We start from the raw sequence: 13888 nt of genomic DNA, 5'->3' as shown, positions 1-13888 counted from the left end.
AAACCAACGCCCTATTGAAGCGTCAATACCCAGCGCAGATCATCACCCAGCTGACGGCGTTCCTTGACCCGCCATTGCACTTTATCGGCCATTTTTACTAGCGGTAAGGTCACGGTGGGACGGCCCTCGCTGCCCAGGAACACTGGCGCCTGATACAGCCACAATTCATCGACGAGACGACCAGCAACAAATGCGCCCGCAAGCCGTGGCCCGGCCTCTACCAAAAGCTCATTGATCCCGATGTCGCCAAGGGCGTCCAGCAACTGACTCAAATCCACGCCGTCATCCCGCCAGCCAATACCTGTCATGCCCACACCCAGCGCAGCGAGATCCTGTGCCGGCGCCGTACCCAGCGCCTCCGACGAACAAAACACCTGTACATTGCCGCCATGAAGAATCTGCGCGCCTGGCGGCGTCCGGGCATCCCGGTCCGCAATGACGCGTAACGGCTGTCGAGCCGGCTCGGTGGCCAAGCCAATCTCGCCGAGGTCACTGCGACGCACGGTGAGAGAAGGATCGTCTGCCAGCACAGTACCGACCCCGGTCAGAATGGCATCGCTCATGGCGCGCAATCGCTGCACATCCTGCCGGGCGTCTGCTCCGGTGATCCACTGGCTTTCACCGGAGGCCATCGCGGTTCGGCCATCCAGGCTCGAGGCGACTTTCACTCTCACATGCGGCCGCCCTGTTTGCATCCGCTTCATGAAGCCTGGATTAAGCTTTGTGGCCTCATCCGCAAGCAATCCCTCGGTAACCCGAATGCCGGCATCCCGCAGTTGCTGAAGCCCGCGACCGGACACCGTGGGATTGGGATCCTTGGTGGCGGCAAACACGTGCGCAACGCCGGCGTCTATCAATGCCCGCGCACAAGGCGGCGTGCGGCCAAAATGACTGCACGGCTCGAGTGTCACGTAAGCGGTTGCGCCCCGCGCGTCAGGCCCCGCCTGACTAATCGCCAGCGCTTCCGCGTGGGCTTCACCCGCCCGTTCATGCCAGCCTTCCCCAAGAATCTGGCCGTCTCTCGCGATGACGCAGCCCACCCGGGGGTTCGGGTGGGTGGAATAACGCCCTCGCCAGGCAAGCTGGATCGCCTTGGCCATGAAGGCGGCGTCCTGGGCATCAATCATTGCTTGCCTTCGCCAGCGTCGTTATCCGCAAGCACCTTGGCAACATCCACCGGGTCGGCGCCCTCTCCCATGTGGACAGACAAGCGTTCAATCTCTTCTTTGAATTCGTTGATGTCCTGGAAACTCCGGTAGACAGAGGCAAACCGAACATACGCCACCTTGTCGAGCTGGCGGAGTTCGGTCATGACCTCTTCCCCCAACTGCATGGACTTCACTTCGCGTTCCCCAGTGGCTCGCAACCGGAACCGGATACGATTGAGCGACGCCTCAATTTCTTCAATGCTGACAGGCCGTTTCTCCAGCGCTTTCATGATGCCGTCACGAAGCTTATCTTCGTCAAACGGCTGTCGCGTGCCGTCCTGCTTCACCACCCGCGGCATCACCAATTCGGCAGACTCGAAGGTGGTAAAGCGCTCGCGGCAAGACAAACATTCCCTTCTGCGGCGCACCTGATCGCCTTCAGCAACCAGGCGCGAATCAATCACCTTGGTATCGGCTTCACCACAGAATGGACAATGCATACTCACCGCTCCTGAAGGACACCCGGGACACCGTTAACCGGTGCCCCGGCAATTTGCTTTGAATGCTCAGGATACGTAGACCGGGAAGCGTGCGCACAACGCCTCGACCTGACTTTGAACCTGGGCATTCACCTCGTCACTCTCAATGTTATCCAGTATATCGCACATCCAGCCAGCCAGATCACGACACTCAGATTCACCAAATCCACGTGTTGTTACTGCCGGGGTGCCGATACGCAGACCAGACGTCACAAAAGGAGAGCGCGGGTCGTTGGGGACTGCGTTCTTATTGACGGTGATGTGGGCCTTACCCAATGCCGCATCCGCGTCTTTGCCGGTGATGTCCTGTTTGATCAGGCTAACCAGGAACAGGTGATTGGTGGTGCCACCTGAAACAACGTCGTAGCCACGCTCGATAAACACTTCTGCCATTGCTTTGGCATTCTTCACGACTTGCTGCTGGTAGGTTTTGAACTCGTCGCTCATGGCTTCTTTGAAGCAGATCGCTTTGGCCGCGATCACGTGCATCAGGGGGCCGCCCTGGCCACCGGGGAAGACTGCAGAGTTTAGCTTCTTCTGAATATCGGCATCATCACACGCCAAAATCAGACCGCCCCGCGGGCCTCTCAACGTTTTATGGGTTGTGGTCGCCACCACATGAGCATGGGGAATTGGGTCGGGGTAAACGCCGGCCGCCACCAGCCCCGCTACGTGGGCCATATCGACAAACAGGTAAGCGCCCACCTTGTCGGCTATCGCTCTGAAGCGGGCAAAGTCCAATGCCTGGGAATACGCTGAAAAACCGGCAATGATCATTTTTGGCTTGTGCTCAACCGCCAGACGCTCGACTTCGTCGTAGTCGATCAGACCGGTTTCCGGATTCAGGCCATACTGGATCGCATGGTAGATTTTACCGGAGAAGTTAACAGAGGCGCCGTGGGTCAAATGGCCACCATGAGCCAGGCTCATGCCAAGCACGGTGTCGCCCGGCTTCAACAACGCCATGAACACGGCGGAGTTGGCCTGGGAGCCAGAGTGCGGCTGAACGTTTGCATACGCGGCGCCAAACAGCGTCTTGGCGCGTTCGATCGCCAGACTTTCCACAACGTCCACGTGCTCGCAACCACCATAGTAACGCTTGCCAGGGTAACCTTCGGCGTACTTATTGGTCAGCACAGAGCCCTGTGCCTCCATGACTCGCGGGCTGGTATAGTTTTCAGATGCGATGAGTTCGATATGCGCTTCCTGGCGCGAGGACTCTGCCTGCATGGCGTTCCAGATCTCGTCGTCAAATCCGGCGATCTTCATATCACGGTTAAACATGGATGCGCTGCCTCTGGGTGCTGCGTCTGCCGAGCAGACTGTCTGAATTCGGGTGTGAAAAAGAGGGCCGCTATTCTAGCGTATTACGGACCCAAAAATCATCTTTTCGGCCGGTTACCTGCGACCGCAACTGCAACGGACGTGGATTGCTATAAAGCAGCGGTTTCGCTACCGTTACAGGCCTCCCGATATCAATTGAAAGGATCCTGCCAACTATGGCCCAGTACGTATTTTCCATGAACCGGGTGGGCAAGGTCGTCCCCCCGAAGCGCGAAATTCTCAAGGATATCTCCCTGAGCTTCTTTCCCGGTGCCAAAATTGGCGTACTGGGCCTGAATGGCTCGGGTAAATCCACCCTGCTACGGATTATGGCGGGCATTGATCAGGATTACATTGGCGAAGCCCGACCCCAGCCCGGGATCAATGTGGGCTATTTACCCCAGGAACCGGAGCTGGATGACAGCAAAACCGTGAAAGAGATCGTGGATGAAGCGGCCGCCAACGTGCATAACGCCTTGGCTGAGCTGGACCAGGTTTACGCCGCGTACGCTGAACCGGATGCGGACTTTGATGCCTTGGCCAAGAAACAGGGCGAACTGGAAAGCTTTATCCAGGCGGTTGATGGCCATGACATTGAACGCAAACTGGAAGTTGCCGCCGATGCCTTGCGGCTGCCGGCCTGGGATGCCAGTGTCGCTAATCTCTCCGGTGGCGAACGGCGCCGGGTGGCCCTGTGCCGCCTGCTGTTGTCCGGGCCCGACATGTTGCTGCTCGATGAGCCGACGAACCACCTGGATGCGGAATCGGTCGCCTGGCTGGAACGTTTTCTGCACGACTATTCCGGTACCGTGGTTGCCATTACGCACGATCGCTACTTTCTCGACAATGTCGCCGGCTGGATACTGGAGCTGGATCGCGGTCAGGGTATCCCGTTTGAAGGCAATTACAGCCAGTGGCTGGAAGCCAAGGAAAAGCGCCTGGAAATTGAGGGCAAACAGGAAGATGCCCGGCAAAAGACCATCAAGCACGAGCTCGAGTGGGTTCGCAGCAATGCAAAAGGCCGGCAATCCAAGAGCAAAGCCCGACTGGCGCGCTTTGACGAGCTCAGTTCGCAAGACTTCCAGAAGCGCAATGAAACCAATGAGCTCTATATTCCGCCCGGACCTCGCCTTGGTGACAAAGTGATTGACGTCGAGAGCGTCAGCAAGTCCTTTGACGGCACGCTGCTTTACGAAAAGCTCAATTTTAGCATTCCACCGGGCTCCATTGTGGGCATCATTGGCGGCAACGGTGCCGGTAAGTCGACCCTGTTTCGAATGATTGCAGCGCAGGACACACCCGACGACGGCGCCATTACCGTTGGCGAGTCGGTCAAGCTCGCGTATGTCGATCAGATTCGCGATCTGAACGGCGAAAACACCGTCTGGGAAGAGTTGAGCGGAGGCCAGGACATAATCCAGGTCGGTAACTATCAAACACCGTCCCGGGCCTACGTCGGCCGCTTCAACTTCAAGGGCAGCGACCAGCAAAAACGGGTCGGCGACCTGTCGGGCGGTGAGCGCAATCGTCTTCATCTGGCCAAGCTGCTGAAAGAGGGTGGCAATGTGCTGCTGCTGGACGAGCCGACCAACGATCTTGACGTGGAAACCCTGCGGGCGCTGGAGGAAGCACTGCTAAACTTCCCCGGATCGGCACTGGTCATTTCGCACGACCGCTGGTTCCTGGACCGGGTAGCGACACACATTCTGGCGTTTGAAGGCGACAGCGAAGTGGTGTTCTTTGAAGGCAACTTCACCGAATACGATGAAGATCACAAGAAGCGCAAAGGTGACTCGGCGCTCGTGCCACAGCGCATGAAATACAAGAAGCTGGCCTGATGGCAAAAACCAAAACCGCCTATGTCTGCACCGACTGCGGTGCCGACTATTCCAAATGGCAAGGCCAATGCACGGCGTGTCAGACTTGGAACACGATCAGTGAAGTCCGCGGAGTTAACGGCACAGCGGGTGGCAGCCGTGGCGCACGCTTTGAAGGCTTTGCGGGCAGTTTGTCCGCGGTACAGACCCTGGGCTCGGTCAATCTCAGCGAGCAGTCCCGTATCAGCTCCGGCATGCAGGAGCTGGACCGGGTGCTCGGGGGCGGACTGGTCGAAGGCTCGGCGGTGCTGATGGGCGGGCATCCGGGAGCTGGCAAAAGCACGCTGCTGCTGCAAGCCGTGTGTCATCTCGCCGGCTCGGTGTCCGCACTGTATGTCACCGGGGAGGAGTCACTGCAACAGGTGGCTCTTCGGGCCCAACGCCTGAACCTCCCCACCCACGATCTGAAAATGCTGTCGGAGACCAGCGTCGAGCGCATTATTCAAATCGCGGAAATCGAGAAACCCCGCATTCTGGTGGTGGACAGCATTCAGGTTATGCACGTGAGTGACGTTGAGTCGGCGCCAGGCAGTGTATCCCAGGTGCGTGAGAGTGCCGCCTACCTGACCCGTTTTGCGAAACAAACCGGCACCATCCTGTTTTTGGTTGGCCACGTTACCAAAGACGGTAGCCTGGCAGGCCCCAAGGTGCTGGAACATATGATTGACTGCTCGATTCTGCTGGAAGGCTCCAGTGACAGCCGCTATCGCACCTTGCGGGGCATCAAGAATCGTTTTGGCGCGGTCAACGAACTGGGCGTGTTCGCAATGCTGGAACAAGGCCTCAAAGAGGTAAAAAACCCCAGCGCCATTTTCCTGAATCGAGGCGAGGACGCCGCGCCCGGCAGTGTGGTCATGGTGGTCTGGGAAGGCACTCGGCCGATGCTGGTGGAAATCCAGGCGCTGGTGGATGTTGCTCAGGGCGGCTATCCAAGGCGGGTCGCCGTCGGCCTCGATCAAAATCGACTGGCCATGCTGCTGGCAGTGCTTCACCGCCATGGCGGTCTGCATTGCGCGGATCAGGACGTCTTCGTGAACGTTGTGGGCGGGGTCAAAGTGAGCGAGACCAGTGCCGACCTGGCGCTACTGGCAGCCGTAGTGTCGTCATTTCGCGACCGGGCTCTGCCGCAGGATCTGGTGATATTTGGTGAGGTTGGTTTGTCCGGCGAAATCCGCCCGGTCCCCAGCGGGCAGGAGCGGATTTACGAGGCGGCCAAACACGGTTTTACCCGCGCACTGGTGCCCAAGGGTAACGCGCCCCGCAAGGTCCTGGAGAATATGAAGGTCATTCCGGTAACCAAACTCAGCGATGCCCTGACCGCGCTGGAAGAGCTCTGAGCCCAAGGCCCTCACTCACCCAACAAGTGGCTGAGCTCACGCTCCAACAAGGCCTGATCGCCCAAGTTGAGCTCTACCAGGCGTTTGAGGTGAGAGGCACTGTCGAGGTCAATATATTGGCATTTGAAGCCCAGGTGATCAGACTCAACATGGCAAAGCTCGACCGCCATGACGATGCCACTTTCCTGATCGTCCAGATGAATGGTGATTTCGAACGACTGCTTAAGCGGGGCCGACCAGTCTTCCGGGCGCCTTACCAGCAGGCCCCGAAAGGAAATATCCAACAGCTGTGACGACCAAACCTCGTCCTGCCAGTGAATGTCACAGGGGGCGTCGAACAGGATTCGTTGAAACTGGCGCTTCTCATTCCGTGGCACATTCAAAGTCAAACCACCTTTGTTTTTACCGTCGATCTCGAAACTATAGTGCCGTGCGCCATCAGGCGCCAGCTGCCATCACCCCTGATGATATGGCGGGCTCAGCTCAACCACCGCCTCAATAAAGGCGCCGGCATGGGCCGGGTCAACATCCGGCGTGATACCGTGACCAAGATTAAAAATGTGTCCGGAACCTTCGCCAAAGCGAGCCAGAATATCGGCCACTTCCTCACGAATGCGAGCGGGGGGGGCGTATAGCATGGACGGATCCATATTGCCTTGCAGCGTCACCCGATCCCCGACCCGCGCCCGAGCTCGACCGATATCCGTGGTCCAGTCCAGCCCGAGCGCGTCAGCCCCGGAGTCCGCCATGGTTTCCAGCCATTGGCCACCATTCTTGGTGAACAGAATAACCGGCACATGCCGGCCGTCATGCTGGCGAATAAGCCCGTCGACGATTTTCTTCATGTAGGCCAGGGAAAACACTTCATAGGCCCAGCTACTGAGCACTCCGCCCCAGGTATCAAAGATTTGCACGACCTGGGCGCCCGCACGGATCTGACAGTTCAGGTAATCTGTCACCGCTGTCGCAAGATGGTCTAACAACCGATGCATCACCTCCGGCTCTGAATACATCAGGCGTTTGGCCTCGCGAAAATCTTTCGACGAACTGCCCTCAACCATATAGGTCGCCAGGGTCCAGGGGCTCCCAGAGAAGCCAATCAGTGGCACCCGGCCATTAAGCTCACGCCGTATGGCACTGACAGCGTTCATGACATACTCAAGGTCCGACGCGGCGTTCAGCGTAGGCAAGGCGTCGACATCTGCGGCGGTTCGTACCGTCTTGCGAAACTTGGGACCTTCCCCGGTTTCAAAGTACAGACCGAGCCCCATGGCATCCGGGATGGTCAGAATGTCAGAGAACAGAATCGCCGCATCCAAAGGGTAACGAGCCAACGGTTGTAGCGTCACCTCACAGGCGAGTTCAGTATTTTTGCACAAACTGAGGAAATCACCCGCCCTAGCCCTTGCCGCCCGATATTCAGGCAAATATCGCCCCGCCTGCCGCATCATCCACACGGGCGTGCGATCTACCGGCTGGCGCATCAGGGCCCGGAGAAATCGGTCATTCTTAAGTTCAGTCATGCAAATCCTGTTCAGTCAATGAGCGTCGTTCAGACGTCGAGATAATCGAGAATACCTTCCGCCGCTTGCCGGCCTTCCCATATGGCGGTTACTACCAGATCGGAGCCGCGGACCATATCACCGCCAGCGAAGATCTTGGCATTCGACGTTTGAAACGGGTACTCGGCCTTTTCTTCAGCGGTTACACGACCTGAATCATCGGTCGCAACCTCAAGCTCGCCAAACCATTCGGCCGGACTCGGCCGGAAACCGAATGCTACGAGCACCGCGTCCGCCGGGATCACTTCTTCACTCCCCGGCACCACTTCAGGGCGCCGACGACCATTCTCGTCCGGCTCGCCCAACCGGGTCTGAACGACTTTTACGCCCTCGACCTGATCTTCACCAAGAATGGCGATGGGCTGGCGATTGAACAGGAATTTAACACCCTCCTCTTTCGCGTTGGAGACTTCCCGTCGTGACCCTGGCATGTTGGCTTCGTCGCGACGGTAAGCACAGGCGACACTCGTCGCTTGCTGGCGAATAGAGGTGCGGTTACAGTCCATGGCGGTATCACCCCCGCCGAGCACCACCACGCGTTTGTCCTTCATATCAATGAATTCGTCGCCGTCTTTTTCGAAACCCAGACGACGATTTACGTTGGACACCAGGAAAGGCAGCGCGTCGTAGACGCCCGGCAGGTCTTCACCCGGGAACCCACCTTTCATGTAGGTATAGGTGCCCATGCCCATAAATACCGCATCGTATTCATCGATGATGTCCGGCAACATCACGTCGGTTCCAACGTCTGTCGACAACCGGAATTCGACCCCCATCTCTTCGAAAATCTGGCGGCGACGGGTCATTACCGACTTCTCGAGTTTGAACTCGGGAATGCCAAAGGTGAGCAGGCCACCAATTTCCGGGTACCGGTCGAATACCACCGGTTTGACGCCATTACGCGCCAAAATGTCTGCGCAACCCAGACCCGCGGGCCCGGCTCCAATAACCGCTACTTTCTTATCAGTCCACTTAACGTGGGACAGATCCGGGCGCCAGCCCAAGGCAAATGCGGTGTCAGTGATGTACTTTTCGACAGAACCAATGGTCACAGCCCCAAATCCGTCGTTCAGCGTGCAGGCGCCTTCACAGAGCCGATCCTGGGGACACACACGACCACAGACTTCTGGCAACGAGTTGGTCTCGTGACACAATTCCGCCGCTTTGAGGATGTTGCCCTCGGACACCAGTTTGAGCCAGTTGGGAATATAGTTGTGGACAGGACACTTCCACTCGCAATAGGGATTACCACACTCAAGACAGCGATGCGATTGATCCGAAGCCTCTTCCTGCTTGAATGGGTAGTAGATCTCACCGAACTCTTTTTTCCGCTTCTTGGCGGGCACTTTTTTCGGATCAATGCGTCCGACTTCGACGAACTGAAAGTCGTTATGCAGTCGTTCTTTCATTATGATGCTCTCATTAGCTCAATTTCGAGAGGCTCGATTACCATGCGCAATCGAGCCGAAACCTCTGGTTGCGATGCCCGCTATTCAGGCCGTCCGCGAGTACTCGCCAAAAGGCTTCTGAGGCTTGCGGCCTTGGGTTTCACCAGCCAGAAGCGCCCTACGTAGTCATCGAAATTGTCAAGAATATGCTCAGCCCACGTACTGCCCGTTTCTGCGACGTGCTCTCTCACAACGCCTCGCAAATGGTTACGGTAAGGCTCCATTTCTTCACTGGATATCCGCTGGATCTCCACTAACTCGTGGTTGTACTTGTCAACGAACGTATTTTTTCCGTCCAGCACATAGGCAAAGCCGCCCGTCATGCCTGCACCAAAGTTATGGCCAGTCGCACCAAGGACCGTCACCAAACCACCGGTCATGTATTCACAACAGTGATCGCCGACACCCTCAATTACGGCATGGGCACCCGAGTTACGGACGCCAAAACGCTCACCCGCGGTACCCGCGGCAAACAATTTACCGCCAGTTGCACCATAGAGGCATGTATTGCCGACAATCGAGGTGTCTTGGGACTTGAAACTGCTGACGCTGGGCGGCCGAATGACGAGTTTGCCACCGGTCATGCCTTTACCGACATAGTCGTTCGCATCGCCTTCCAGAATCATATTCAAACCGGAGACGTTCCACACCCCGAAGCTTTGACCGGAGGTGCCTGTCAGTTCAAGCGTGATGGGCGCGTCGACCATGCCTTGGTTGCCGTGCAGTTCGGCAATTTCCCCTGACAGGCGGGCACCGATGGAACGGTCACAGTTAGTCACCCGATACGAGAAGGTACCGCCTTTCTTATGGGCGATGGCGTCCGCGGCATCACTGACCATGCGCTCAGCCAGAGCACCCTTATCAAATGGCTCGTTGCGCTCGACCTGACAGGTGTGCGGTTTATCCGCCGGTATCAGGTCACTGCCAAGCAATGGCGTGAGGTCCAGTTTTTGCTGGCGTGGTGTGTTGCCGGGCAAGCGCTCAAGCAGATCCGTGCGACCGACCAACTCTTCAAGCGTACGCACGCCCAATTGCGACATCCACTCACGGGTTTCTTCTGCCACAAACCGGAAAAAGTTCATTACCATTTCAACGGTGCCTTGGAAATGCTCGTCCCGTAACCGCTGATTCTGGGTTGCAACACCGGTTGCGCAATTATTGAGATGACAGATCCGCAGATACTTGCAGCCGAGCGCGACCATTGGCGTGGTGCCGAAACCAAAGCTCTCAGCACCCAGAATCGCGCCTTTCACCACATCCAGACCGGTTTTGATCCCGCCATCGGTCTGCAGACGAATCTTGCCCCGCAAATCATTACCACGCAGCGCCTGCTGCGTTTCGCTCAAGCCCAGTTCCCATGGAGAACCGGCGTAACGTATAGAGGTGAGCGGGCTGGCTGCCGTGCCACCGTCGTAGCCGGAGACGGTGATCAGATCGGCATAAGCCTTGGCCACACCGGCCGCGATGGTGCCCACACCAGGCTCAGACACCAGTTTCACTGACACCAGGGCTTTCGGGTTGACCTGTTTGAGATCGAATATCAGCTGGGCCAGATCTTCTATCGAGTAAATATCATGGTGCGGAGGCGGTGAAATCAGCGTCACCCCAGGCACGGAGTAGCGCAACCGGGCAATCAGGTCGTTAACCTTGCCTCCGGGTAGCTGGCCACCCTCACCCGGCTTGGCACCTTGTGCGACCTTGATTTGCATGACATCGGCGCTGCGCAAATATTCTGCCGTCACCCCAAATCGACCGGAGGCCACTTGCTTGATCTTTGAGCGGCGTTCTGACCCGTAACGAGCGGGGTCTTCACCGCCCTCGCCAGAGTTCGACCGGCCACCCAGTGTGTTCATGGCAACCGCCAACGCCTCATGGGCTTCCGGCGAGAGGGCCCCAAGCGACATGGCGGCTGAATCGAAACGCGGGAAGATGGCCTCAACAGGTTCAACCTCGGACAAATCAATTGCCGTCAGGTCTTTTCTGAAGGTCAGCAAGTCCCGCAGTGTCGCCACAGGGCGCTCATTAACCAGTGCCGCGTATTCGCGGTAGGTACCATATTCACCGCTGCTGACAGCCTGCTGCAGCGTTGTAACCACGTCCGGGTTAAAGGCATGGTATTCCTGACCGTGGATGTACTTGAGCAAGCCACCGGGTGATATCTGCTTACGCGGTTTCCAGGCTACCGCCGCCAATTGCTCCTGGTCCTGCTGGAATTCGTAGAAACCGGCGCCCTGTATGCGACTGGGTACGCCTTTAAAACAAAGATCAACCACTTCGTCCGCAACACCAATGGCTTCAAATAGTTGGGCTCCGCGATAAGACGTGATGGTGGAGATCCCCATTTTGGAGAGAATCTTCAGCAGGCCTTTGTTGATGCCCTTGCGGTAATTGTTCTTCGCCTCGATGGGGTCCATCAATACTTCGCCGGTGCGAATCAGATCATTCAGTACCTGGTAGGCAAGGTACGGGTACACCGCGGTTGCGCCAAAACCAAACAATACTGCGAAATGGTGCGGGTCTCTTGCCCAGCCAGTTTCAACAATAATATTGGTGTCGCAACGCAGGCCTTTGGTCACCAGATGGTGGTGCACCGCACCGGTGGCCATCAGTGCGTTGACCGGCAGTTCACCTTCCTTCAAAGTCTTGTCAGTCAGTACCAGCAAGACACCGCCGGCACGGACCGCTCGCTCGGCTTCTTCACAAACGGTTTCGACCGCTTTCTTAAGCCCTAACTCCGCTCGATATCCCAGCTGCACCTGTGCAACTTCAAAACCTTCACGATCATTGTTGACGATCCGCAAAAACTTTGCGGGCGACAATACCGGCGTGGACAGAATTATCCGGTTGGCATGGTCCGCCGTCTCTTCGAAAACGTTGCGCTCGGCACCCAGGCAGGTTTCCAGAGACATAACGATGGATTCACGCAATGGGTCAATGGCCGGGTTGGTCACCTGGGCGAATTTCTGGCGGAAATAATCCGCCACATGACGAACCCGACTGGACAACACTGCCATTGGGGTGTCATCGCCCATCGACCCAACGGCTTCCTGGCCATTTTCTGCCAATGGCCGCAGAATCTGATCGCGCTCTTCGTAGGAAACCATGAACATTTTTTGCTGAATCAGCAGTTCATCGGCCTCCATCAGCTTGAAATCAGGGGTGTCCTGATTCAGCGTGGCTTCAACCCTCAGGCTGTTTTCTTTCAGCCACCGTTTGTACGGCTGACTGCTTTTCAAGCGGTCATCAATGTCCTGGGTATGCAGCAGTTCGCCCGTATCCGTATCGATGGCCAACATCTGTCCCGGTCCGACTCGGCCTTTTGCAACAACGTCTTCCGGCTTATAACCGTAAGTACCAATTTCCGATGCCAATGTAATAAAGTCATCTTTGGTGATGACCCAGCGGGCAGGACGAAGTCCATTGCGGTCAAGCATGCACACGGCGTAACGGCCATCAGACAAAACAAGACCGGCCGGGCCATCCCAGGGCTCCATGTGCATGGAGTTGTATTCGTAAAATGCCCGCAGCTCCGAATCCATGGTATCGACGTTCTGCCAGGCCGGCGGGATCATCATCCGAGCGGCCCGGAACAGATCAACGCCACCGGCAAGCAATACTTCCAACATGTTGTCCATGCTGGAGGAGTCGGACCCGGTCAGGTTCACCAAGGGCTGAAGAGTCTGAAGGTCCGGCAAGTCGGGAGAACTGAATTTGGACGCTCGCGCCAGCGCCCAGTTTCGGTTGCCCGACACTGTATTGATTTCACCATTGTGGGCCAGATAACGAAACGGCTGAGCCAGTGGCCAGCGCGGCATGGTATTGGTGGAAAACCGCTGATGAAAAACGCAGATCGCGGTTTCAAAATCCGGATCAGCCAAATCCGGGTAAAAGGCCGTCAAATCGGCCGGCATCATCAGCCCTTTATAGGACAAGGTCTGATGTGACAGGCTGCAGATATAGAACTCCGAATCGTCGGCCATGTCGCCTTCCGCATGCCGGCGACCAACAAAGAGGCTGATGGCAAACTGACGTTCGGTTTTACCGCCAGGTTCGACAAATACCTGCTCGATCTTTGGCAGGCAGTCCAGTGCCATAGGGCCCAGGCAGTCGTTATTGGTTGGAACTCCCCGCCAACCGACAATTTCGAGCCCCTGCTCCGTGAGTCGCTTTTCAATGGCTGCCCGGCCAGCCTGAGCCTTGGCATCATCCTGGCTCAGAAAAATCTGCCCGACGGCAAACTGGCTGCTCAGTTTCTTTCCACACGCAGCGTTCGCCGCTTTTCTCAAAAACGCATCCGGTTTTTGGATCAGAAGACCACAACCATCTCCGGTCTTGCCATCGGCCGCAATGCCACCGCGGTGGGTCATGCACGTCAGCGATTCGATGGCAGTTTGCAATAACGTGTGGCTGGTTTGCCCTTTCATATGGGCAATCAGACCAAAACCACAGTTATCCCTGAATTCATCGGGGTGATACAAACCTGTCTTCATAAGCGTTCTCTCGCAAAGAAATTCTTTTTCAATCAAAGGGATATTATTTAATAAGCAATAAGTCCGACCTTCGACACTGAAAATAGGGGCTGGCCATTTTACACACGTGGAAGTACCTACTCAAACAAATGAGCAGTTGGCATGGATTTTTCATTAACCGCCGC

At 56.8% G+C, this 13888-nt stretch carries 9 protein-coding genes; 2 read left to right on the top strand and 7 right to left on the bottom strand.

What is annotated here, in order from left to right; genetic code table 11:
* Positions 1 to 11 precede the first annotated feature (11 nt).
* The 3 genes from ribD to glyA all read right to left on the bottom strand — a co-directional run bounded on the left by ribD (position 12) and on the right by glyA (position 2971).
* Positions 12 to 1127 carry a bifunctional diaminohydroxyphosphoribosylaminopyrimidine deaminase/5-amino-6-(5-phosphoribosylamino)uracil reductase RibD gene (gene ribD, locus GRX64_RS09115; protein ID WP_166266389.1) on the bottom strand — a complete coding sequence of 372 codons (1116 nt, stop codon included), beginning with the start codon at positions 1125 to 1127 and terminating at the stop codon, positions 12 to 14.
* A complete protein-coding gene (nrdR, locus tag GRX64_RS09110) occupies positions 1124 to 1648 on the bottom strand; it encodes a transcriptional regulator NrdR (protein ID WP_166266386.1) in 525 nt (174 codons plus the stop codon). The genes ribD and nrdR overlap by 4 nt, the downstream gene beginning before the upstream one ends.
* 66 nt (positions 1649 to 1714) lie before the next feature.
* Complete coding sequence (glyA, locus tag GRX64_RS09105; RefSeq protein ID WP_166266384.1) at positions 1715 to 2971, bottom strand: serine hydroxymethyltransferase; 1257 nt, start codon at positions 2969 to 2971, stop codon at positions 1715 to 1717.
* A gap of 215 nt (positions 2972 to 3186) precedes the next feature.
* On the opposite strand from glyA, the gene ettA reads away from it, so the two are divergent.
* Positions 3187 to 4848 (top strand): energy-dependent translational throttle protein EttA, encoded by a 1662-nt coding sequence (gene ettA / locus GRX64_RS09100; protein ID WP_166266381.1) that lies wholly within the window; start codon positions 3187 to 3189, stop codon positions 4846 to 4848.
* Positions 4848 to 6224 carry a DNA repair protein RadA gene (gene radA, locus GRX64_RS09095; RefSeq protein WP_166266378.1) on the top strand — a complete coding sequence of 459 codons (1377 nt, stop codon included), beginning with the start codon at positions 4848 to 4850 and terminating at the stop codon, positions 6222 to 6224. The genes ettA and radA overlap by 1 nt, the downstream gene beginning before the upstream one ends.
* 11 nt (positions 6225 to 6235) lie before the next feature.
* Here the strand turns inward: radA and GRX64_RS09090 are convergent, their stop codons facing one another.
* From GRX64_RS09090 to gltB, 4 genes are all read right to left on the bottom strand, one after another.
* Entirely contained in the window at positions 6236 to 6607 is a 372-nt protein-coding gene (locus GRX64_RS09090; RefSeq protein WP_166266375.1) for a PilZ domain-containing protein, read from the bottom strand.
* Between the two features lie 72 nt (positions 6608 to 6679).
* Positions 6680 to 7747, bottom strand: a complete 1068-nt coding sequence (hemE, locus tag GRX64_RS09085; protein WP_166266372.1) for a uroporphyrinogen decarboxylase — start codon at positions 7745 to 7747, stop codon at positions 6680 to 6682.
* Between the two features lie 29 nt (positions 7748 to 7776).
* Positions 7777 to 9195: an FAD-dependent oxidoreductase gene (locus GRX64_RS09080; protein ID WP_166266369.1), complete on the bottom strand. Its 1419-nt coding sequence runs from the start codon at positions 9193 to 9195 to the stop codon at positions 7777 to 7779.
* An 80-nt stretch (positions 9196 to 9275) separates the two neighbouring features.
* Entirely contained in the window at positions 9276 to 13724 is a 4449-nt protein-coding gene (gltB, locus tag GRX64_RS09075) for a glutamate synthase large subunit (protein WP_166266366.1), read from the bottom strand.
* Positions 13725 to 13888: the final 164 nt, after the last annotated feature.

It is taken from the genome of Marinobacter caseinilyticus (genome assembly GCF_011074955.1).
In the GTDB taxonomy this organism is placed as follows: Bacteria; Pseudomonadota; Gammaproteobacteria; order Pseudomonadales; family Oleiphilaceae; genus Marinobacter; species Marinobacter caseinilyticus.
The sequence above is the reverse complement of the archived record's forward strand: the minus strand, read 5'-3'. Positions and strand labels throughout refer to the sequence as shown.

Excerpts from the sequence above, each read along its gene's own strand:
- ribD (WP_166266389.1), bottom strand. The coding sequence starts at position 1,127 with ATGATTGATGCCCAGGACGCCGCCTTCATGGCCAAGGCGATCCAGCTT.
- nrdR (WP_166266386.1), bottom strand. The coding sequence starts at position 1,648 with ATGCATTGTCCATTCTGTGGTGAAGCCGATACCAAGGTGATTGATTCG.
- glyA (WP_166266384.1), bottom strand. The coding sequence starts at position 2,971 with ATGTTTAACCGTGATATGAAGATCGCCGGATTTGACGACGAGATCTGG.
- ettA (WP_166266381.1), top strand. The coding sequence starts at position 3,187 with ATGGCCCAGTACGTATTTTCCATGAACCGGGTGGGCAAGGTCGTCCCC.
- radA (WP_166266378.1), top strand. The coding sequence starts at position 4,848 with ATGGCAAAAACCAAAACCGCCTATGTCTGCACCGACTGCGGTGCCGAC.
- hemE (WP_166266372.1), bottom strand. The coding sequence starts at position 7,747 with ATGACTGAACTTAAGAATGACCGATTTCTCCGGGCCCTGATGCGCCAG.
- GRX64_RS09080 (WP_166266369.1), bottom strand. The coding sequence starts at position 9,195 with ATGAAAGAACGACTGCATAACGACTTTCAGTTCGTCGAAGTCGGACGC.
- gltB (WP_166266366.1), bottom strand. The coding sequence starts at position 13,724 with ATGAAGACAGGTTTGTATCACCCCGATGAATTCAGGGATAACTGTGGT.